Origin of the sequence: Rathayibacter sp. Leaf296, from assembly GCF_001423045.1 — a bacterium.
Classification (GTDB): domain Bacteria; phylum Actinomycetota; class Actinomycetes; order Actinomycetales; family Microbacteriaceae; genus Rathayibacter; species Rathayibacter caricis.
The window spans coordinates 371,754-393,572 of the sequence record NZ_LMNR01000002.1 but is presented as its reverse complement, the minus strand read 5'-3'; the positions used below and the strand labels follow the sequence as shown (position 1 = coordinate 393,572).

Genomic DNA, 21,819 nt, shown 5'->3' with positions numbered 1-21,819 from the left:
GACCCCCTCTGCTGGTCGAGTAGCCCGGAGGGGCGGACCCCCTCTGCTGGTCGAGTAGCCCCGAGGGGCGGATCCCCTCTGCTGGTCGAGTAGCCCCGCAGGGGCGTATCGAGACCCACCCCCCTCTGCTGGTCGAGTAGCCCCGCAGGGGCGTATCGAGACCCACCCACTCCGGGAGTCGTGAATCTCGAAACGCCCGCTTCGCGGGCTACTCGATCAGCAGGGGGCTAGCCCCGCGGGGGCGTAGCGGCATCGACCGTCCCCCAACCGGCTCACCCCTCCAGCACCCGCCCCTCACCCGAGTACACGTTGAACCCCGCCCCCCGGCTGAACCCGATCAGCGTCAGTCCCGCCCGCCGCGCCAGGTCCACCGCGAGCGACGACGGAGCCCCCACCGCCGCGAGCAGCGGAACACCTGCCATCACGGCCTTCTGCACCAGTTCGAACGACGCGCGCCCCGACACCTGCAGCAGCGTCCCGCGCAGCGGGAGCCGCCCCTCGCGCAGGCCCCAGCCGACCACCTTGTCGACCGCGTTGTGCCGCCCCACGTCCTCGCGGAGGCACAGCAGCGCGCCGTCGGCGTCGAACAGCCCGGCGGCGTGCACCCCGCCGGTCCGGTCGAAGAGCCCCTGCGCCTCCCGCAGCCGGTCCGGCAGCGAGGCGAGCAGGTCGGTGGACGCCGTCACCGGGTCCTCGTCGACGGTCCACGCCGACTCCGTCGTCACCGCGTCCAGCGACGCGAGCCCGCAGACCCCGCACGAGCTGCTCGTGTACACCGAGCGCTCGCGCTCCAGGAGGATCGCCGCGCGCCCGCCCCGCACGGTCGCGTCGACCACGTTGTACGTGTTCTCGCCCGGACCGGAGCCGCTCGCGCAGTAGCGCAGCGCCGCGAGCTGATCGGTCGACGTGAGGACCCCCTCCGACACCAGGAACCCCGCGACGAGGTCGAAGTCCTCTCCGGGAGTGCGCATCGTCACGCTGAACCGACGCCCGCCCACGCGGATCTCGAGCGGCTCCTCGACCGCGAGCACGTCCTCCCGTCGACGGGTCGGCTCCGCGGCGCGCACGGCGGTCAGTCGGGTCCTCGCGGCGGCGCGGCTCATGGTGGTCTCCTCCTCGAGCGGTGCTGTCCATCCTCGCACCGGCCGCGCGGAACCGGGCGGCCGGTCCGTTCCCCGGCTGCGCGACGTAGCATGCAGGGATGGTCGACGACGCCGCACCCCGAGAGACTCCGATCGACGAGCGAGGCCTCACGGTCGGCGCCCGCAAGCACCGAGCGGTCGGCATCCCCGGAGTCGCGCACGCCCTGCAGATCTCGATGAAGCAGATGGGTCCGCTGCGCAGCGCCGAGACCCTCCTCCGCGTGAACCAGAAGACCGGCTTCGACTGCCCCGGCTGCGCCTGGCCCGAGGCCGACAAGCGCCACGTCGCCGAGTTCTGCGAGAACGGAGCGAAGGCGGTGGCCGAGGAGGCGACGCTCCGCACCGTCACGCCGGCCTTCTTCGCGCAGCATCCGCTCGCCGAGCTCGAGACCTGGGACGACTTCGCGCTGGGCCAGCAGGGCCGCCTCACCGAGCCGATGCTGCTCGAGGAGGGCGCGACCCACTACCGCCCGATCGGCTGGGACGAGGCGCTCGATCTCGTCGCCGAGGAGCTGCGCGCGTGCGCGAGCCCGGACGAGGCGATCTTCTACACGTCCGGTCGCACCTCCAACGAGGCCGCCTTCGTCTACCAGCTGATGGTGCGCGGCTTCGGCACCAACAACCTGCCGGACTGCTCCAACATGTGCCACGAGTCCAGCGGATCCGCGCTGACCGAGACCATCGGCATCGGCAAGGGATCGGTCAGCCTCCGCGACATCGAGCGGGCGCCGCTGATCATCGTCGCCGGGCAGAACCCGGGCACGAACCACCCGCGGATGCTCACCTCGCTCGAGCGGGCGAAGCGGGCCGGCAGCACGATCGTGGCGATCAATCCGCTGCCCGAGGCGGGGCTGCTCCGCTTCGACAACCCGCAGACCGTGCGCGGCACGATCGGCGGAGGCACCGCCCTCGCCGACCACTTCCTGCAGGTCCGCCTGGGCGGCGACCAGGCCCTGTTCCAGGGCTTCGGCAAGGCGCTCCTCGACCTCGAGGAGTCGCGCGGCGGGGTCTTCGACCGCGCCTTCATCGAGCGGAGCACCGACGGGCTCGAGGCCTACCTCGACGAGCTGCGAGGCACCGAGTGGTCCGAGATCGAGCTCGGCAGCGGGATCGACGAGGTGCGCATCCGTGCGATCGCCGAGCTGATCGCGGCGTCGGAGGGCACGATCGTCTGCTGGGCGATGGGCCTGACCCAGCACCGCCACTCCGTCGCCACGCTCAAGGACGTCGTGAACGTGCTGCTGCTCACCGGCAGCATCGGCAAGCCCGGCGCGGGCGTCTGCCCGGTGCGCGGGCACTCCAACGTGCAGGGCGACCGCACGATGGGCATCTTCGAGCGGATGCCGGAGGTGTTCCACGACCGGCTCGACGCCGAGTTCTCCTTCGCCTCGCCGCGGAAGCACGGCACCGACACCGTCGCCGCCATCCGTGCGATGCGCGACGGGAAGGCGCGCGTCTTCATGGGACTCGGCGGCAACTTCGCGCGCGCGACTCCCGACACCGCCGTCACCGAGGCCGCGATGCGCTCGCTCGCCCTCACCGTCCACGTCTCGACGAAGCTCAACCGCTCGCACGTCGTCACGGGCCGACGCGCCCTGATCCTCCCGACGCTCGGCCGCACCGACGCCGACGTGCGGGCGACGGGGGAGCAGCGCGTCACCGTCGAGGACTCGATGAGCGCAGTGCACGCCTCGCGCGGTCGTCTCGCGCCGCCGAGCGAGCACCTGCGCTCCGAGGTGGCGATCCTGACCGGCCTCGCGGAGCGGCTCCTCGCCGGCCGCGAGAACGCGCCGGTCGCCGACTGGGCGGCCCTGCGCGAGGACTACCGCCTCATCCGCGGGCACATCGCGAACGTCGTCCCGGGCTTCGAGGACTTCGAGGCGCGGGTGAGCGCTCCCGGCGGCTTCGTCCTCCCGCACCCGCCCCGCGACGAGCGCCGATTCGAGACCGCGACGGGCCGGGCCCGCTTCACCGCGAATCCGCTCGAGTACCCCCGCGTGCCCGAGGGGCGGCTGCTGCTGCAGACGCTGCGCTCGCACGACCAGTTCAACACCACGATCTACGGCCGCGACGACCGCTACCGCGGCATCCACGGCGGGCGGCGCGTGGTCTTCGTGAACGCCTCCGACCTCGCCGCTCTCGGCATCGCCGACGGGGCGATCGTCGATCTGGTGTCGGAGTGGGAGGACGGCGTCGAGCGCCGGGCGCCGGAGTTCCGCACCGTCGCGTACGACACTCCGCGCGGGTGCGCCGCCGCCTACTACCCCGAGACCAACGTGCTCGTGCCGCTCGACTCGACGGCCAGGATCAGCGGGACGCCGACCTCGAAGTCGGTCGTCGTGCGGCTCGAGCCGGTGGCCTGACCGCTACCAGGGCAGCGGCAGCAGGCGGACGGAGTCGCCGATCCGCGCACCGCCGGGCGGCACCACCGCGACGGCCTCCGAGGCCGCGAGCCCGGTGAGCATGTGCGAGCGGATGCCCGCCGCGGCCCGCCAGCCGCCCTCGCCGCGCGAGACGGGCACGAGCACGGTCGTCCCCGGCCTGCCCAGCGGCTCACCGAGAGTCCCGGTGCCGGGCGTCCACGGCGTCGCTCCGGCCGCGGCGTCGAGCGCCGGAGGGAGGAACGACAGTGCGGCGAGCAGCGCCGCGAGCGGGTTCCCCGGCAGGGTGATCACGAGCGCGCCTCCGGGCAGCACCGCGAGCATCGTCGGGTGGCCGGGACGCATGTCGACGCCGTCGACCAGCACCGCGGCGCCGGCGAGGGTCAGCGCCCGCCGCACCGCGTCCGCCCGCGAGCGCCCGGTCCCGCCGGTCGTCAGGCGGATCGGCGCCGAGCCCGCCGAGAGCCGCGCGGCGATCGCGTGGTCGTCGTCGGCCAGCCGGTCGATCCGGCCGATCGCGCCTCCGACACCCTCGACGAACGAGGGGAGGAGCGGAGTGAAGGCGTCGCGGACCCGGCCGGCCACGGGCGCCCCCTCGGTGTCGATCTCGTCGCCGGTGAGGAGGAGGTCCACGAGGCACGGCCGACGCACGTCGACGCGGTCGACACCCGCGACCGCGAGCAGCGCGAGGTGCGCCGGGGTGAGGCGGGTCCCGGCGTCGACCAGCACGGTCCCGGCGGAGGCCTCGTCCCCGGCGCGGCGCACATGGCGCCCGTGCGGCAGGTGCGCGGCACTCGAGAGCACTCCGTCTCTCACGACGCCCTGCTCGGTGGGCACGACCGCGTCGCACCAGGCGGGCACGACGCCGCCCGTGACGATCGGAGCGGCGACCCCGTCGGCGAGCCGCCACGGTCCCGCGCCGCGCACGGCCCAGCCGTCCATCGCCGACGAGTCGTAGTGGGGGAGCGGGCGGGTCGTCGCCACGGGCCCGGCGAGCACCGCTCCGCGGGCTGCGAGGAGCGGGACCTCGACGACGCCGCCGATGCCGACGGCCTCGGCGGCGCGCCGTCGGGCGTCGTCCCAGTCGGTCGCCTCGTGCCGGTGCGCGCTCATCCCCTCATTCTGGCCGGAGCCCGAGCGGGGCCCGTATCGCGCGGACCCCGCCCCTCGCTCAGCCGAGGTACCCGTTGGGGTTCAGCACGAACTTCTTCGCCGCTCCCTTGTCGAAGTCCGCGTAGCCGCGCGGAGCCTCGTCCAGCGTGATCGCCGTGGCCTGCACCGCGTCCGCGATGTGCACCCGGTCGTGCAGGATCGCCATCATCAGCTGCCGGTTGTACTTCATCACCGGGCACTGGCCCGTGGTGAACGACAGCGACTTCGCCCAGCCCAGGCCGAGCCGGATCGAGAGCGAGCCCTCCTTCGCCGCGTCGTCCACTCCGCCCGGGTCGCCGGTGACGTAGAGGCCGGGGATGCCGAGCGCACCGCCGGCCGCTGTGATCGACATCAGCGAGTTCAGCACCGTCGCCGGCGCCTCCTGATGCGAGTCGGGTCCGTTGCCGTGCGCCTCGAAACCCACCGCGTCCACGCCGCAGTCGACCTCCGGCACCCCGAGGATCTGCTCGATCTGCCCGGCCGGGTCGCCCTTCGAGACGTCGACGGTCTCGCAGCCGAAGGAGCGCGCCTGGGCGAGCCGCTCCTCGTTGAGGTCGGCGACGATGACGACGGCGGCTCCGAGGAGCTGCGCGCCGACCGCCGCGGCGAGGCCCACCGGGCCCGCGCCCGCGACGTACACCGTGGAGCCGACTCCGACACCCGCGGTGACCGCGCCGTGGAAGCCGGTGGGGAAGATGTCCGAGAGCATCGTGAGGTCGAGGATCTTCTCGAGCGCCTGATCGCGGTCGGGGAAAACGAGCAGGTTCCAGTCCGCGTAGGGCACCATCACGTACTCGGCCTGGCCGCCGACCCAGCCGCCCATGTCGACGTAGCCGTAGGCGCTGCCCGGGCGGTCCGGATTCACGTTCAGGCAGATGCCCGTCTTGCGCTCCTTGCAGTTGCGACAGCGGCCGCAGGCGATGTTGAAGGGCACCGAGACGATGTCGCCGACCTTCACGAACTCGACGTCCGGCCCGACCTCGACGACCTCGCCGGTGATCTCGTGACCGAGGACGAGGTCGGAGGGGGCGGTGGTGCGGCCGCGGACCATGTGCTGGTCGGATCCGCAGATGTTGGTCGAGACGGTGCGGAGGATCGCACCGTGCGGCAGCTTCCGGCCGATGTTGGCCGGGTTGACGCCCGGACCGTCCTTCAGCTCGAAGGCCGGGTAGTCGATGTCGATGACCTCGACGACTCCGGGGGACTTGTAGGCGACGGCTCTGTTGCCCGACATGGGTGCTCCTTCAGCGCAGCGACCGCGGAGCGCTCGCCCCGCGGGAGCCCTGTCGCCGCGCGGTGGTCCGGCCGCGGCGTCGGGGCTCGATTGCACCGTACGCCCGCAGTCTGGAGCGGGATCGAGCGTCGGGGAGTAGCGTGTCAGGAGTCGTGTGCGCGGCCGCGGATCGCCGCGCGGGACGCCTCGACCGCCGCGTCGAGCGCCTCCGCTCCGCCGCCCTGCAGCCCCGCCGCGTACCCCGCGAGGAACGTCGTGAGTGGAGCGGCCGGGCGCACGACCCCGTGCGCCGCGTCGCCCGCCAGCGCGAGCAGCGCGTCTCGGCCGATCGGCACATCACCCAGCTCCAGTGCCGTGCACAGCTCGTCCCACCAGGCGGCCAGCACGGCGTCGGTGGAGTCGGCGGGAGGGGCGGTGTTCGTCTCGGTCATCCGCTCATTCTCCGCCGCGGGCGCGCGGGACGTCGATGCCGTGGCTCAGGGCGTCCTCGGGATCGTCGATGTCGTCGGCGGATCCTGCGGGCACCTCGACGAGGGCGACCTCCCGGTCGGCGAGCAGGGCGCGGACCGAGGCGCCGTCGGCCGCGCCGAGCCGCCGGAGCGCCGAGACGAGCGAGGCGCGCCGGTGCACGCCGAGCAGCTGCTGCGGGCGCCGGTCCGCATCGACGGCCAGGACGGAGTCGACGCCGGTGCCCGCCGCCTCCTCGATCAGCCGCCCGACGGCCGCCGACGGCGCGACGAGGTCCGCGGCGAGGACGAGCACCCACTCCGGGGAGTCCGGACGCTCGAGCAGGGGCAGCGCGGCGGCGAGGCCCGCGACCGGTCCGCCGAAGGGCGGCTCCTCCTGCACGAGCAGGGTGCTCCCCGTCGCCGAGCGCAGCGACGCGGGTCCCGCGACGACGATCCGCTCGGCGCCGTCGACCGCTGCGAGCGCGGTGGCCAGCAGCGTCGTGCCGCGGTGCACCAGGAGCGGCTTGGCCGCGCCGTCGAGGCGGCGCGCGCGCCCGCCGGCGAGCACGACGGCGTCGAAGCGGAGGAGGGAGGCGGGGTCCGTCACGGTCCGAGGCTACGCGGGGCCCGGGCTCGGGCGACCCGGCTCCCGTGTCGGAGGTCGCGGCTACTCTGTACGGGTGGTAGCAGCCCTGTATCGCCGGTACCGGCCCGAGACGTTCGCCGAGATGATCGGCCAGTCCCAGGTGACCGATCCGCTCATGACGGCCCTGCGCACCAATCGCGTAAACCACGCCTACCTCTTCAGCGGTCCGCGCGGCTGCGGCAAGACCACGTCCGCGCGCATTCTGGCCCGCTGCCTGAACTGCGCCCAGGGTCCGACCGACACTCCGTGCGGCGTCTGCGACAGCTGCGTCGAGCTCAGCCGCGAGGGCCAGGGCTCGCTCGACGTCGTCGAGATCGACGCCGCGAGCCACAACGGAGTCGACGACGCGCGCGACATCCGCGAGCGCGCCGTGTTCGCCCCGGCCCGCGACCGCTTCAAGATCTTCATCCTCGACGAGGCGCACATGGTCACGCCGCAGGGCTTCAACGCGCTGCTCAAGATCGTCGAGGAGCCGCCGGAGCACGTGAAGTTCATCTTCGCGACGACCGAGCCCGACAAGGTCATCGGCACCATCCGCTCGCGGACCCACCACTACCCCTTCCGCCTCGTCCCGCCCGCGCAGATGCTCGACTACACGCAGGAGCTCTGCGAGCGCGAGGGCGTCGGAGTCGCGGCGGGCGTCCTGCCCCTCGTGGTCCGCGCGGGAGGCGGCTCGGTCCGCGACACGCTGTCCCTCCTCGATCAGCTGATGGCCGGGTCCGAGGACAGCACCGTCGAGTACGAGCGCGCCGTCGCGCTGCTCGGCTACACCCACGGCGCCCTCCTCGACGAGGTGATCGACGCGCTCGCCGAGCACGACTCCGCCGAGGCGTTCGGAGCGGTCGACCGCGTCATCCAGACCGGTCAGGACCCGCGGCGCTTCGTCGACGACCTCCTCGAGCGGCTCCGCGACCTGATCGTCGTGGCCGCCACCGGAGCCGCGGCCGCCGCCGTGCTGCGCGGCGTCTCGCAGGACGAGCTCGACCGCATGGCGGGCCAGGCCCGCGCGCTCGGCCTCGCCGAGCTCTCCCGCATCGCCGACCTCGTCAACGACGCCCTCACCGAGATGACCGGCGCCACGTCCCCCCGCCTGCACCTCGAGCTGATGATCGCGCGCGCCCTGGTCCTGAGCGGCGCGCCCTCGGCCGCCGGTGCCCCGCGCGAGGCGCCCGTCCGTGCTGAGGCCCCGCGTGCCGAGGCCCCCCGTGCCGAGGCCCCCCGTGCGGCCGACGAGCCGCGCGATCGCGCTCCGGCGGCCCCGGCCCCGATCGCGCCCGCGCACCGCATCGAGCGCCCCGCCGCCGTGATCGCCACCGCCGTGCCGGTCGAGGAGGTGCCGGTCGAGACCGTCCCCGTCGCCGCTCCGGCGGCGTCCGCTCCCGACGCCGTCCCCGCGAGCCCGGCCCCGTCCGCTGCCGCCCCCTCCGCCCCCGCGCCGTCCGCCGCCGAGGAGGGCCCGATCACCCTGCAGCGGATGAAGGACAGCTGGCCCGAGATCCTCGAGGTCGTGCAGAAGGCGAAGATGACCGCCTGGCTCGTCGCCTACACCGCGCAGGTGCGCGCGCTGAAGGACGACGTCCTCACCCTCTCCTTCCCGAGCCAGAACGACGTCGACTCGTTCAAGATGGCGGGCACGGCCGGGCAGCCCGGAGTCAGCGAGCACCTCCGCCAGGCCATCCAGCAGGTGCTCGGCCTCCGCGTGAAGTACATCGCCCGCGTCGAGCCGTCGGCCGCCGCTCCCGAGACGGTCCGCGCAGCCGCCGAGGCACCGCCGGCGCCTCCGGCAGCCGCTCGAGCGGTCGCGGCGCCGTCCGCCGCGACGGGCTCCGACGGCTGGGCCACCGTGGCGATCCCCGCCGACCCGGTCGCTCCCGTCGTCGAGTCGGAGTCGGCTCCCGCCCCGAGCACCCCCGCGCCGCCGCGCGCCGCGGAGCCCTCCGTCGCGCGCAGCGCACCGGTGGACGACGCGCCCCCCTTCGACGAGGAGCCGCCGGAGGAGGACATGCCGCCGGTCGAGCCCCCGATGCCCGATTCCTGGGCCGTCGTCGCCCCTCCCGGCGAACCCGCTCCGGCGGCCGCCCCCGAGCCCGTCCGCGCGCCCGCCCCGGCCCCCGAGCGCCGGGAGCCGCCCGCCCGCCCGGTGACGCGGACCACCCGCTCGGCGACGGCCGACGGCCGCCAGCGCTACGGCGAGGCCGTGGTGCGCGAGATCCTCGGCGCCCAGTTCATCGAGGAGCAGCCCCACGTGCCGCGCGGTCCCCGCGTGAGCGGCGCGTGATCGTCCCCGTGCTCCGTCCCGTCCGTTCCCCCCGCCCCGCCCGTTCCCCCCGCACCGACAGAGAGGAGGCGACCGCATGTACGAAGGCATCGTCCAGGAGCTGATCGACGAGCTCGGCCGCCTCCCCGGCATCGGCCCGAAGTCCGCCCAGCGCATCGCGTTCCACATCCTGCAGACCGAGACCTTCGACGTCACCCGCCTCGCCGAGATCCTGCTCGAGCTGCGCGGCCGCGTGCACTTCTGCGACATCTGCGGCAACGTGGCCGAGGAGGCGACCTGCGGCATCTGCCGTGACCCGCGTCGCAGCCGCACCGTCATCTGCGTGGTCGAGGAGGCGAAGGACGTCCCCGCCATCGAGCGCACCCGGGAGTTCCGCGGCCTCTACCACGTGCTCGGCGGAGCGATCAGCCCGATCGACGGCATCGGCCCGGATCAGCTCCGCATCCGTCAGCTGCTGCAGCGGCTCGCCGACGGCGAGGTGCAGGAGGTCATCATCGCGACCGACCCCAACCTCGAGGGCGAGGCGACCGCGACCTACCTCTCGCGCATGCTCAGCACGCTCGGCATCCGGATCACCCGGCTCGCCTCCGGCCTGCCCGTCGGCGGCGATCTCGAGTACGCCGACGAGATCACCCTCGGCCGCGCCTTCGAGGGCCGCCGCCTCGTCGAGAACTGACGCAGGAGAGGACGACCGGCCGGCCCGACACATGGCCCCTCGTGCATGCGCCCGCCGGTAGACTCCTTCGTCGGGTCGCGACGGCCCACCAGCCACCGACCCGGGAGCAGCACGTGAGCCTGATCGTCCAGAAGTTCGGCGGGTCCTCCGTCGCCGACGCGGAGAGCATCAAGCGCGTCGCGAAGCGGATCGTCGCCACGAAGCAGGCGGGCAACGACGTCGTCGTCGCCGTCTCGGCCATGGGCGACACCACCGACGACCTGCTCGAGCTCGCCCACCAGGTGACCCCCATCCCGGCCCCCCGCGAGCTCGACATGCTGCTGTCCTCCGGCGAGCGCATCTCGATGGCGCTGCTCGCCATGGCCATCAAGAGCATGGGCTACGAGGCCCGTTCCTTCACCGGCAGCCAGGCCGGCATGATCACCGACGCCCAGCACGGAGCGGCGCGCATCGTCGACATCACTCCCGTGCGCCTGCGCGAGGCGCTCGACGAGAACGCCGTCGTCATCGTCGCCGGCTTCCAGGGCTTCAACCGCGACACCAAGGACATCACGACCCTCGGTCGCGGCGGCTCCGACACCACCGCCGTCGCGCTGGCCGCGGGCCTCGGCGCCGACACCTGCGAGATCTACACCGACGTCGACGGCGTCTTCACCGCCGATCCCCGCGTCGTCAAGCGCGCCCGCAAGCTCGACCGCATCTCCAGCGAGGAGATGCTCGAGCTCGCCGCGGCCGGGGCCAAGGTCCTGCACATCCGCGCCGTCGAGTTCGCGCGCCGCCACGGAGTGACGCTGCACGTGCGCTCCTCCTTCAGTCCGAACGAGGGCACCATCGTCTACAACGCCGGAGCAGCCGGCACCGAGAAGGGACAGACCGTGGAAGAGCCGATCATCGCCGGCGTGGCCGCCGACCTGAACGAGGCCAAGATCACCGTGGTCGGCGTGCCCGACATCCCGGGGAAGGCCGCGCAGATCTTCACGATCGTCGCGAAGACCGGGTCGAACATCGACATGATCGTGCAGAACGTGTCGGCCGCCTCGACCGGTCTCACCGACATCTCGTTCACGCTGCCCAAGGCCGACGGCCAGACGGTCCTCATGGCGCTCAACGCCGAGAAGGACGACGTCGGCTTCCAGGCGCTCCAGTACGACGACCAGATCGCCAAGCTGGCCCTCGTCGGCGCCGGCATGCGCACCAACGCCGGCGTCTCGGCGAAGCTGTTCCGCTCGCTGTTCGAGGCCGGCATCAACATCGAGATGATCTCCACCAGCGAGATCCGCATCTCGGTCGTCACGCGCGCCGACACCGTGAACGAGGCGCTGCGCGTCGTCCACACCGCTTTCGGGCTCGACGCCGAGGACGACGCGGTCGTCTACGCCGGCACCGGTCGCTGACGGACATCCACCCCCGCGATCCCGCCGATCGCGCGGTGCCGGGCGCGGAGGCGACTCCCCGCCCGGTACCTTCTCACCGGTACCCGCTCCCCGCGGGACCCCTCCTGATCCCCACGCGAGTGGGAGCGGCGGCCGCGCCGCACGGACGAAAGAGCAGAGCATGAGCAGCACCCCCCTCCACGTGGGCGTCGTCGGCGCGACCGGTCAGGTCGGGAAGGTGATGCGCCGCCTCCTCGAGGAGCGCGACTTCCCGATCGCCTCGATCCGCTTCTTCGCCACCGCCCGCTCGGCCGGCACCACGCTGCCGTTCCGCGGCGAGGACGTCGTCGTCGAGGACGTCGAGAACGCCGATCCAACGGGGCTAGACATCGCCCTCTTCTCGGCGGGAGCCACCGGGTCCCGCGCGCAGGCCCCGCGGTTCGCCGCCGCCGGCGCCCTCGTGATCGACAACTCCAGCGCCTGGCGCATGGACCCCGAGGTCCCGCTCGTCGTCAGCGAGGTCAACCCGCACGCGATCGACCGGGCCGTCAAGGGCATCATCGCGAACCCCAACTGCACCACGATGGCCGCGATGCCGATCCTGAAGGTGCTCGACGCCGAGGCCGGGCTCACCCGTCTCATCGTCAGCACCTACCAGGCCGTCTCGGGCAGCGGTCTGGCCGGAGCGAACGAGCTCGCCGGCCAGGCGAAGGCGGCCGTCGCCGACGAGCGCCTCCTCGACCTCGTGCACGACGGCTCGGCCGTCGCGTTCCCGGACCCCGCGGTCTACGTGGCTCCGATCGCCTTCGACGTCATCCCGTTCGCCGGCAACCTCGTCGAGGACGGCCTGAACGAGACCGACGAGGAGAAGAAGCTCCGCAACGAGAGCCGCAAGATCCTCGAGCTGCCCGGCCTGCTGGTCTCGGGCACCTGCGTCCGGGTCCCCGTCTTCACCGGGCACTCGCTCTCCGTCAACGCCGAGTTCGCGCGCGAGCTCACGCCCGAGCGCGCCCGCGAGCTGCTCGCCGACGCTCCCGGAGTCGTCCTCCGCGAGGTCCCGACCCCCCTCGTGGCCGCGGGCACCGACCCGAGCTACGTCGGCCGGATCCGCGCCGACGAGGGAGCGCCCGAGGGCCGCGGCCTCGCGTTCTTCATCAGCAACGACAACCTCCGCAAGGGCGCCGCGCTCAACGCCGTGCAGATCGCGGAGCTGATCGCGTCGCGTCCCGCCGCCTCCTGACGCCGGAGCGGCGCCGCGCGAGCCGAGCCGACCGCTCGTCCCTGCGCGGCGCCGCCCGCCTCCGCGTCGAAAAGCCGCGAATTTGATGACGGTGCAGCCCCCCGTCCGGGCTGCCGACCCTTCCGCGACGGTAAACTCGGTTCTCGTGAACTCCTCGGAACCGGTCGACGTCGCCCTCATCGGAGGGGGCATCATGAGCGCCACGCTCGGAGCCCTCCTAACCACGCTCCAGCCCGACTGGACGATCGCGGCCTACGAGCGCCTCGGCGACGTCGCGCAGGAGTCGTCGAACCCGTGGAACAACGCGGGCACGGGCCACGCCGCCCTCTGCGAGCTGAACTACATGCCTGAGGCGGCCGACGGCTCCGTCGACCCCGCCAAGGCGATCCAGATCAACGAGCAGTTCCAGATCTCGCGCCAGTTCTGGGCGAGCCTGGTCGAGGCCGGAGCGATCCGCGAGCCCTCCAGCTTCATCAACGCCGCTCCGCACATGACCTTCGTGCACGGCGAGGCCAACGTCGAGTACCTCCGCAAGCGCTACGAGGCGCTGAAGGACCAGCCGCTCTTCGCCGGCATGGAGTTCACCGAGAGCGTCAAGACGATCCACGAGTGGGCGCCGCTCCTGATGGAGCAGCGCCCCGCAGGCGGGGGCCCTTACGCGGCGACGCGCATCCCCGCCGGAACGGACGTCGACTTCGGCGCTCTGACCCACCAGCTCTTCGATCACGTCGTCGGCAACGGCGGGACCCTCGACACGGGCCACGAGGTCACGAACATCACCCGCCGCAAGGACGGGCTCTGGCAGCTCGACCTCAAGCAGCTCGTCGGCAGCACGCCCAAGCGCGTGCTCGCCCGTTTCGTCTTCGTCGGCGCGGGGGGCGGCGCCCTCCACCTGCTGCAGAAGTCGGGGATCCCCGAGATCAAGGGCTTCGGCGGCTTCCCGATCTCGGGTCAGTTCCTCCGCACCGACAACCCCGAGATCGTGGCGCGCCACCAGGCGAAGGTCTACGGCAAGGCCGCGGTGGGCGCACCGCCCATGTCCGTCCCGCACCTCGACACGCGCGTCGTCGACGGCGAGGCGTCGCTCCTCTTCGGTCCCTACGCGGGGTTCACGCCCAAGTTCCTCAAGCGCGGATCGTGGCTCGACCTGCCGCTCTCGATCCGCCCGCACAACATCGGGCCGATGCTCGCGGTCGCGCGCGACAACTTCGACCTGATGAAGTACCTCCTCGGCGAGGTCGTCGCCGGCCGCGGCAAGAAGATGAAGGCGCTGCGCGAGTTCCTGCCCACCGCCCGCTCCGAGGACTGGTACCTGATCACCGCCGGTCAGCGCGTCCAGGTGATGAAGAAGGACGAGAAGAAGGGCGGAGTGCTGCAGTTCGGCACCGAGGTCATCACCGGGGGAGAGGGCACCATCGCCGGCCTGCTCGGCGCCTCGCCCGGAGCCTCGACCGCCGTCCCGATCATGCTCGACGTGCTCAAGCGCTGCTTCCCGGACGAGCTGAAGGGCTGGGAGCCGCGCATCCGCTCGCTCATCCCGAGCTACGGCTCGACGCTGAACGACGCTCCCGAGGCGGCCGAGCGCACGGTCGCGGCGACCGCCGAGACGCTCGCACTCGGCGCCTCGGTCTGACCCGTTCGGGCGCCGCCCGGCGCGCGGAGTTCGAACGTATGTTCTAATTGCTCCATGAGGTGGAGCGGGCAGTCGATCGGCGCGGCGGACGACCGCGCGCTCCCGGGACTCGTGCGGCTGACCGATCTGGTGCGGACGACCCGCACCCCCGAGTTCGACGGCATCACCTTCTACGAGGTGCTCGCGAAATCGGCGCTCAACAGGGTGCACACCTCGTCGAAGATGCCCTTCGGCTGGACCATCAACCCGATGCGCGGCTGCACCCACGCCTGCACCTACTGCTTCGCCCGTCCCACCCACGAATACCTGGAGTTCGACGGCGGCCGCGACTTCGATTCCCAGATCGTGGTGAAGGTGAACGTCGCCGAGGTGCTCACGCGAGAGCTCGCCCGGCCGAGCTGGGAGCGGCACCCGGTGGCCCTCGGTACGAACACCGATCCCTACCAGCGGGCGGAGGGGCGCTACCGCCTGATGCCCGGCATCATCGCCGCGCTCGCCGCCTCGGGCACCCCACTCTCGATCCTCACCAAGGGCACCCTCCTCCGCCGGGATCTGCCGCTGCTGAAGGAGGCCGCGGAGCACGTCCCGGTCGACCTCGGCGTCTCCATCGCGGTCTACGACGAGGAGCTGCAGCGCTCCGTCGAGCCGGGAGCCCCCACCGCCGCGGCGCGACTGGCCACGGTCACCGCCGCTCGCGAGGCGGGCTTCGACTGCTCCGTCTTCCTCATGCCGATCCTGCCGTTCCTCACCGACACGAAGGCGCACCTGGACGCCTCGCTCCGCGCCTGCGCCGAGGCGGGCGCCACGTCGATCCTGTACTCGACGCTCTACCTCAAGCCCGGAGTGAAGGAGTGGTTCCTGCACTGGCTCGCGCAGGAGCACCCCGAGCTGCTCGACCGCTACCGCTCGCTCTACCCGGGCCGCTCGGCCTACGCCCCCATCGAGTACCGCCGCTGGCTGACGGAGCGGATCCGCCCGTTGATGCGCGCCCATGGCCTGGAGCAGGGGCGGGAGGATCCCGCCACCGGGTCGGTGCTCTCCTCCGGACTCGGCACGCTGCGGGTGCTCGGAGGGGATCGCCGCCCACTCCAGCACGGCGGTCTCCTCGCCGAGGAGCTCGGTCCCGATCGTGCTGCGCTGCTCCCCGGAGTCGGCCAGCCGACGCTCTTCTGACGTGCCTGCGCCGCCGGAGCCCCTCCTCGCAGCTCCGATAGGATCGGGCCATGGTCAGCCGCTCCGGTGAGCCCTCGTCCGGCTCCTCCGCTCGCAGCGGCGACGACGAGTCTCCTCGCCCCGTGCGCCTGGGCATCCTCGACGATCACGAGCTCGTCCTCGACAGCATGAGCAGCTGGATCGCGGCGCACGCGCCGGACTTCGAGGTCGTCGTCGGCGCCGGGACCTGGATGGAGCTGGTGACGAGCACCGTGTTCCCGACGCAGGTCGTGATCATGGACTTCGAGCTGCGCGAGCCGATCTCGATCGAGGCGCGCATCCGCACCTGCCGCGCCGCGGGAGCCGTCGTCGTCGTCCTCTCGGAGCACGAGGACGACGAGATCCGCGAGCGCAGCCTCCGCGCCGGAGCCGCCCGGCACCTGACCAAGGCGCAGCCGATGCGCGAGGTGATGGAGAGCACGCGGTCCGCGATGGCCATGCGCTCCACCGAGGGATCGGCGACGCAGTGGCGGCCCCTGCCCATCGGCGTCGCCGCTCAGCAGCGTCCGAGGCTGAGCGCGGGCGAGCTCGAGGCCCTCCGGCTCTACGTCTCGGGATCGAGCACCCCCGAGGTCGCTGCCAAGATGAACGTGCAGTTCGAGACGGCGAAGACCTATCTGCGCCGGGTGCGCCAGAAGTACGCCAGGATCGGCCGTCCCGCGAGCCGTCGAGCGGAGCTCATCCGCCGCGCCGCCGAGGACGGCTTCCTGGAGTGAGCGCCCTCGCGAGCTCCCGACCGCCGACGAGCCCCGAGGAGACCTGATGGCGAAGCTGTACTTCCGCTACGGAGCGATGAACAGCGGCAAGAGCACGTCGCTCCTGCAGGCCGCGTACAACTACGAGGAGCGCGGTCACCGGGTCCTGCTGGCCAAGCCGGCGGTCGACACCAAGGGCGAGGCGCTCATCGTGTCGCGGCTCGGCGTCACCCGTCCGGTGGACATCCTGTTCCGCCCGGACGACGACCCGGTCGCGGTGTTCGGCGCCGCCCGAGCGCACGTGCTGGCCGAGACCGCGCGCGACGTGAGCGCTCTGCTGGTCGACGAGGCGCAGTTCCTCTCCGAGTCGCACGTCGACGACCTGCTGCGCATCGCCATCCTCGAGAACGTCCCCGTACTGGCGTACGGCATCAGAACCGACTTCCGCACCGCGGCGTTCCCCGGCAGCAGGCGGCTCCTCGAGATCGCGCACAGCCTGGAGGAGCTCAAGACGATCTGCCGGTGCGGTCGCAAAGCGATCTTCAACGGGCGCGTCGTGGACGGCCGCTTCGTCTTCGACGGCGACCAGGTGGCGATCGACGGAGCCCTGGTGACGTACGAATCCCTCTGCGGAGCCTGCTACCTGCAGGAGAGCCGCGGACGCCTCCGGGGGTAGCCTCCGAGGAAGCCTCACGCCAGCGACACCCACGCGAAACGAACTAGTGGGTAGCCTTGCGGCGTGACATCACCGGAGACGGAAGAACGCGTGTCGAAGAACGAGGAGAGATCGGGGGGATCGATGACGGCGCAGGGCATCACGCCGAAGCGCGGGTCGTCCTGGGAGCAGGAGTACCGCGGCCGGCTCCTCGCCACCGACGTCCTCGCCATCCTCGTCTCCGTGTTCGGCACCCAGCTGTTCTGGTTCGACCTCGATCTCGGCTCCGGCGTGGTCGGATTCCGCACGACCGACGCGTTCACCATCAACTACACGGTGGTCTCGGTCGTGCTCTCGATCGCCTGGCTCCTGGCCCTGCAGGTGTTCGACACCCGCGACCGCCGGATCATCGGAACGGGGTACGTCGAGTACCGCCGCATCGTCGACTCCACGATCTGGCTGTTCGGCATCGTCGCGATCGTCGCCTACCTCCTGCAGATCCAGCTCGCGCGCGGCTACATCATCACCGCCCTCCCCGCCGGCATCCTCCTCATCTGCGTGGGCCGTCTGGTCTGGCGCTCCTGGCTCACCCGTGAGCGCAAGCAGGGGCGCTCGGCGAACCAGGTGGTTCTGCTCGGTTCGCGGGCCAGCGTCCTCCACACCGCGCGCGAGCTGCGCCGCGGCACCGAGGCCGGCTACAAGCTGGTCGGCGCAGTCTCCACCTCCCCCGGGGGAGCGGACGCGCTCCACGGCGAGAGCGAGCTCGACGGCCTCGCCGTGCACTCCTTCACCGGGATCGACGGGGTGCGGGCAGTCATGGATGCGACCGGCGCCGACACCGTCGTGGTGACCAGCTCCGACGAGCTGGCCCCGCAGCGGATCCGCGAGCTGAGCTGGACGCTCGAGCCCGGTCGCGAGCACCTCGTCGTGGCGCCGAGCCTCACCGACATCGGCGGTCCGCGCATCCACACCCGCCCTGTTGCGGGGCTGCCCCTCATCCACGTGGAGACCCCGCGCTTCGACGGGCGCCAGCGCTTCGCCAAGCGTCTGTTCGACATCGTCGCGTCGACCGCGCTGATCCTGCTCAGCGCTCCGGTCCTCATCGTCGTGGCGATCCTCGTGCGCACGACCAGCCCCGGGCCGGTCCTGTTCCGTCAGGAGCGCATCGGGCTGAACGGCGCGACCTTCGAGATGCTCAAGTTCCGCTCGATGGTCGTCGACGCCGAGGCCCGCCTCGCGGCTCTCGCCGCCCAGCAGCGCGACGAAGGCAACAGCGTCCTCTTCAAGATGGCGAAGGACCCGCGCGTGACGAAGGTCGGGACGGTCCTCCGCCGGTTCAGCCTCGACGAGCTGCCGCAGTTCCTCAACGTCTTCCGCGGCGACATGTCTCTGATCGGCCCCCGCCCGCCGCTGGCCCGCGAGGTCGAGCAGTACGAGGCCCACGTGCACCGCCGCTTCCTGATGAAGCCGGGCATCACCGGGCTGTGGCAGGTGAGCGGCCGCTCGAACCTGTCGTGGGAGGACACCGTCCGCCTCGACCTCTACTACGTCGAGAACTGGTCGATGACGGGCGATCTGATCATCCTGTTCAAGACTGCCCGAGCCGTTCTCGCTCGCGACGGCGCGTATTGATCGCGTCCGAGGCGGGGGTCGCCCTCCGCAGCATGACCGTCTCCGTCCTCGACGTGCCCTTCCGGGTCGTCTTCGGCGACGGACTGTCGCCGGAGGACGTCGAGCGGATCGCCTGCAGCTGGGCGGCGTGCCACCGCCCGCCGACGGGGGAGGAGCGGAGGGTCCTCGCGGACGTGCTGCCCTCGACCGTCGACGGGGAGGGCGTGCGGGTTCTCGCCGGGTCGGTCGCCCAGCTCGAGGAGTCGCTGACCTCGACGCTCACCGTGGAGGCGATCGGCGTCCGACGCGGCGACCTCCTCATGCTCCACGCGTGCGGCGTCGCCGACGAGTCGGGCCGGGTCCTCGCCTTCGTGGCCGCCTCCGGCACCGGCAAGACGACGATGGCCCGGCTGCTCGGCACGCGCTTCGGCTACGTGAGCGACGAGACGGTCGGAGTGGGCGAGGGCGGGCGGGTCCTGCCGTACCCCAAGCCGCTCTCGGTGAAGCCGCTCACGGGCACCGCTCCCAAGGCGCAGCTCGCCCCGGAGGCGCTCGGGCTCCGGCCCGCTCCGCTCGGGCCGCTCGTGCTCGCGGGCGTGGTCCTGCTCGATCGGCGCCCCGGAGTGGCGGAGCCGTTCCTCGAGGCGGTCGATCCGATCGAGGCGATCGACGACCTCGTGCCGCAGACCTCCTACCTCTCGGCGCGACCGCGCCCGATCGTGCATCTCGTCGAGACCCTCCGCTCGCTCGGCGGCGTGCGGCGCCTCGTCTACTCCGAGTCCTCCGACGCCCTCGGGCTCGTCGAGCAGCTCTTCGCGACGCTCGGCGACCCGGCTCCGGCGATCTGGGACGAGATCGTCCCCCTCCCGCTCTCGGGGACCGCGTCGGACGACCTCGAGCTCTCGCCCGTCGACGACGCGCTGCGCGCTCCCGACGGCGAGGTCCTCGTCTTCTCCGGCGGCGTCCTGATCCGCCTCGCGGGCATCGGCCCGGCCCTCTGGCAGCGGGTCGGCGAGGGCGTCCCCGCCGACCGCCTGAGCGCCGCGGTCCTCGCTGACGTCGGCGGGGCGCCCGACGGAGTGGACCCGCGGTCCGCCGTCGACGCCGCGGTCGACGAGCTCGTCGGGCTCGGGGTGATCACGAGGAGGCGTGCACAGCAGCCCACCCCGGACGGGGTGCACACATGATGCGCCGCGAAACAGGCCGACAACACGCCTGTGCAACAATCTCAGGGCTCACCGTCTCCGACGGTCGTGCGCCGCTCCGAATCAGTGAAGGAACCTGCCACCTTGGAACTTAGGGACGTCCTCCGACTTCTCCGTGATCACTGGTTGCCGATCGTCGCAGCGATCCTCCTCGGAACCCTGGTCGCCTTCGGCTGGTCCCTGACGCAGAAGCCGCGCTACGTGGCCGATTCCAAGGGCCTCGTCACCGTGACCGTGCCCGGCGGAGGAGCGGATGACTCCCAGGGCGTCTACCTTCAGCAGGTCGCCGACGCGCTCGCCAAGTCGCGCCTCACCACCTTCGTTCCGATCGCCTCCTCGCGCGACGTCGCCGAGATCGCGATCGAGAACCTCGGCCTCGACATCAGCCCTTCCGCCCTGATCAGCGCGATCACGGTCACTCCGGAGACGGCTTCGCCCGTCCTCAACGTCACCGCCGAGGCCTCGACCGCCGACGGAGCGCAGAAGCTCGCCGACGCCTGGGTCTCGGCCGTAGCCACCCGGATCCAGCAGATCAACGCCGAGACGGGCGCCGGGGACGCGGTGAACCTCCAGGTGATCCAGGACGCCGCTCTGCCGGGCGCGCCCGCCTTCCCGAACCTCCGACTCGTCCTGGCGGTCGGAGCACTCGCCGGGCTCGTGCTCGGCCTCGTCTACGCGTTCGTCCGCAACACCCTCGACCGCCGCATCCGCACCGCCGAGATGGTCGAGCGCCTCTTCGACCTGCCCGTGGTCGGCACCCTGCCCATCGACAAGCGCCTCAGCGAGACGAATCGCATCATCCCCGAGGCCGACACGACCGACTACGTGAAGGCCGACGGCAAGCACGCCCTCGCCGAGTCGCTGCGCGAGCTGCGGACGAACCTGCAGTTCATGAACGTCGACAGCCCGCCGCGGATCATCGTCGTCACGAGCCCGCTGCCCTCCGACGGCAAGTCCACCGTGACCGCCAACCTCGCCGTCACGCTCGCCGCCTCCGGGCAGCGCACCGTCGTCGTCGACGGCGACCTCCGCAAGCCCACCGTCGCCAAATCGTTCGGCCTGGTGCCGGGCGTCGGCCTCACCGATCTCCTCATCGGCAAGGCCGAGCTGCAGGACGTCCTCCAGCCGTGGGGCCCCTCCGGCAACCTCTGGATCCTCGGCGCCGGCTCCATCCCGCCGAACCCGAGCGAGCTCCTCGGCTCCAACGGGATGGACATCCTCCTGCACGAGATCGCCCGCGAGGCCATCGTGATCGTGGACGCGCCCCCGCTGCTGCCCGTCACGGACGGCGCCATCCTCACCGCCCGCACCGACGGCGCGCTCGTCGTGATCTCGGCCGGCAAGACCACCACCGACGAGCTGGGCAAGGCGATCCAGAACCTCGAGCGCGTGAGCGGCCACACCCTCGGCGTCATCCTCAACCGCGTTCCTCCGCGCGGCCAGGTCGGACGGGGCTACGGCTACTACTACACGAGCTACTACGGCTCCGAGAAGACGGGTGCACGCCCCGAGTCCGCGAGCGAGCCCGCCCCGAGCGCCGTCTGATCGGCGCGGCATGACGTTCCCCGGAGACGACGGCTCCCGTCGGAGTCGCCGAGGCCGACCCTCGGCCGAGGCGGCGTCCGCCGCGGGCTCTCCGGTGTTCACGATCCTGTCCGTCTGCACCGGCAACATCTGCCGGTCCCCGATGTCCGAGCAGCTGCTACGACACGAGCTGGGCGATGCGCCCTCTCCCGCAGGGGGCCCGCTCTTCTCGTTCCGGAGCGCAGGGGTGCAGACGCGGGACGGGTACCCGATGGATCCGACCTCCGCCCGGCTGAGCACCGTGCACGGCGGTGATCCGACCGGTCACTCCAGTGCGCGGCTCTCGGAGCGACTGGTGGCCGAGGCCGACGTGATGCTCACGATGACCCGCGACCACCTCGTCGATGCGGCACGGAGCTTCCCCTCGATCCTGCTCCGGGGCTTCACCCTGCTCGAGTTCGCGCGGGTGCTGCCCTTCGTCCTCGCCGAGGTCCCGCTCCCGGTCGTCGAGGATCCTGCCGCTCGGCTCCGCGGCGTCGTGCGCCTCGCCGCAGCGAACCGGGGGCGTGCTCCCGGCGGCGCCGCAGGGGACGACATCGACGACCCGATCGGCCGCAGCGAGGCGACGCACACCCGCGTCGCCGAGCAGATCGCCGTCGCCGTCGCCGACATCTCCCGCGATCTGAGAGCATTGGCGCGGTGAGAGAACGCTC

General features: G+C 72.2%; 18 protein-coding genes. 13 read left to right on the top strand and 5 right to left on the bottom strand.

The annotated features are described in order from the left end of the window. Positions 1-272: 272 nt before the first annotated feature. The gene (gene fdhD, locus ASF46_RS12090; RefSeq protein WP_056867821.1) at positions 273-1,103 is read right to left on the bottom strand and encodes a formate dehydrogenase accessory sulfurtransferase FdhD; all 831 of its coding nucleotides are present in this window, start codon (positions 1,101-1,103) and stop codon (positions 273-275) included. 98 nt (positions 1,104-1,201) lie between these two features. Between fdhD and ASF46_RS12085 the strand changes: the two genes are divergently transcribed. Continuing rightward, complete coding sequence (locus tag ASF46_RS12085; RefSeq protein ID WP_056867820.1) at positions 1,202-3,505, top strand: FdhF/YdeP family oxidoreductase; 2,304 nt, start codon at positions 1,202-1,204, stop codon at positions 3,503-3,505. A 3-nt stretch (positions 3,506-3,508) separates the two neighbouring features. Here the strand turns inward: ASF46_RS12085 and ASF46_RS12080 are convergent, their stop codons facing one another. The 4 genes from ASF46_RS12080 to mobA form a co-directional block, all read right to left on the bottom strand. After that, positions 3,509-4,636 (bottom strand): molybdopterin molybdotransferase MoeA, encoded by a 1,128-nt coding sequence (locus ASF46_RS12080; RefSeq protein ID WP_056867819.1) that lies wholly within the window; start codon positions 4,634-4,636, stop codon positions 3,509-3,511. 58 nt (positions 4,637-4,694) lie between these two features. Next, positions 4,695-5,909, bottom strand: coding sequence for a formaldehyde dehydrogenase, glutathione-independent (gene fdhA, locus ASF46_RS12075; RefSeq protein ID WP_056867818.1), 1,215 nt, complete (start codon positions 5,907-5,909; stop codon positions 4,695-4,697). A gap of 143 nt (positions 5,910-6,052) precedes the next feature. Then, positions 6,053-6,340 (bottom strand): DUF6457 domain-containing protein, encoded by a 288-nt coding sequence (locus tag ASF46_RS12070; protein ID WP_235576938.1) that lies wholly within the window; start codon positions 6,338-6,340, stop codon positions 6,053-6,055. 4 nt (positions 6,341-6,344) lie between these two features. Then, positions 6,345-6,965 (bottom strand): molybdenum cofactor guanylyltransferase, encoded by a 621-nt coding sequence (gene mobA / locus ASF46_RS12065; RefSeq protein WP_056867817.1) that lies wholly within the window; start codon positions 6,963-6,965, stop codon positions 6,345-6,347. Positions 6,966-7,038: 73 nt separating this feature from the next. Here mobA and ASF46_RS12060 point away from each other — a divergent pair, with 73 nt between their 5' ends. The 12 genes from ASF46_RS12060 (at position 7,039) to ASF46_RS18820 (ending at position 21,809) form a co-directional block, all read left to right on the top strand. Continuing rightward, complete coding sequence (locus tag ASF46_RS12060) at positions 7,039-9,282, top strand: DNA polymerase III subunit gamma and tau (protein ID WP_056867816.1); 2,244 nt, start codon at positions 7,039-7,041, stop codon at positions 9,280-9,282. Positions 9,283-9,358: 76 nt separating this feature from the next. Beyond that, positions 9,359-9,958 (top strand): recombination mediator RecR, encoded by a 600-nt coding sequence (gene recR, locus ASF46_RS12055; protein WP_055791233.1) that lies wholly within the window; start codon positions 9,359-9,361, stop codon positions 9,956-9,958. Positions 9,959-10,071: 113 nt separating this feature from the next. Further along, positions 10,072-11,352, top strand: coding sequence for an aspartate kinase (locus ASF46_RS12050; RefSeq protein ID WP_056867815.1), 1,281 nt, complete (start codon positions 10,072-10,074; stop codon positions 11,350-11,352). Positions 11,353-11,512: 160 nt separating this feature from the next. Then, a complete protein-coding gene (locus ASF46_RS12045; RefSeq protein ID WP_056867814.1) occupies positions 11,513-12,571 on the top strand; it encodes an aspartate-semialdehyde dehydrogenase in 1,059 nt (352 codons plus the stop codon). Between the two features lie 85 nt (positions 12,572-12,656). Continuing rightward, positions 12,657-14,204, top strand: coding sequence for a malate:quinone oxidoreductase (locus ASF46_RS12040; protein ID WP_082481308.1), 1,548 nt, complete (start codon positions 12,657-12,659; stop codon positions 14,202-14,204). A gap of 54 nt (positions 14,205-14,258) precedes the next feature. Next, entirely contained in the window at positions 14,259-15,377 is a 1,119-nt protein-coding gene (locus ASF46_RS12035; protein ID WP_056867813.1) for an Rv2578c family radical SAM protein, read from the top strand. A gap of 50 nt (positions 15,378-15,427) precedes the next feature. Further along, positions 15,428-16,132: a DNA-binding response regulator gene (locus tag ASF46_RS12030; protein WP_082485462.1), complete on the top strand. Its 705-nt coding sequence runs from the start codon at positions 15,428-15,430 to the stop codon at positions 16,130-16,132. 46 nt (positions 16,133-16,178) lie between these two features. After that, positions 16,179-16,787: a thymidine kinase gene (locus ASF46_RS12025; protein WP_056867812.1), complete on the top strand. Its 609-nt coding sequence runs from the start codon at positions 16,179-16,181 to the stop codon at positions 16,785-16,787. Positions 16,788-16,850: 63 nt separating this feature from the next. Beyond that, positions 16,851-18,398 carry a sugar transferase gene (locus tag ASF46_RS12020; RefSeq protein WP_235576937.1) on the top strand — a complete coding sequence of 516 codons (1,548 nt, stop codon included), beginning with the start codon at positions 16,851-16,853 and terminating at the stop codon, positions 18,396-18,398. 32 nt (positions 18,399-18,430) lie between these two features. Next, positions 18,431-19,564, top strand: coding sequence for a hypothetical protein (locus ASF46_RS12015; RefSeq protein ID WP_157602478.1), 1,134 nt, complete (start codon positions 18,431-18,433; stop codon positions 19,562-19,564). Positions 19,565-19,594: 30 nt separating this feature from the next. Then, positions 19,595-21,127 carry a polysaccharide biosynthesis tyrosine autokinase gene (locus ASF46_RS12010; protein ID WP_157602475.1) on the top strand — a complete coding sequence of 511 codons (1,533 nt, stop codon included), beginning with the start codon at positions 19,595-19,597 and terminating at the stop codon, positions 21,125-21,127. Positions 21,128-21,137: 10 nt separating this feature from the next. Next, positions 21,138-21,809, top strand: a complete 672-nt coding sequence (locus ASF46_RS18820; protein ID WP_082485460.1) for a hypothetical protein — start codon at positions 21,138-21,140, stop codon at positions 21,807-21,809. The last annotated feature ends 10 nt before the right edge of the window (positions 21,810-21,819 follow it).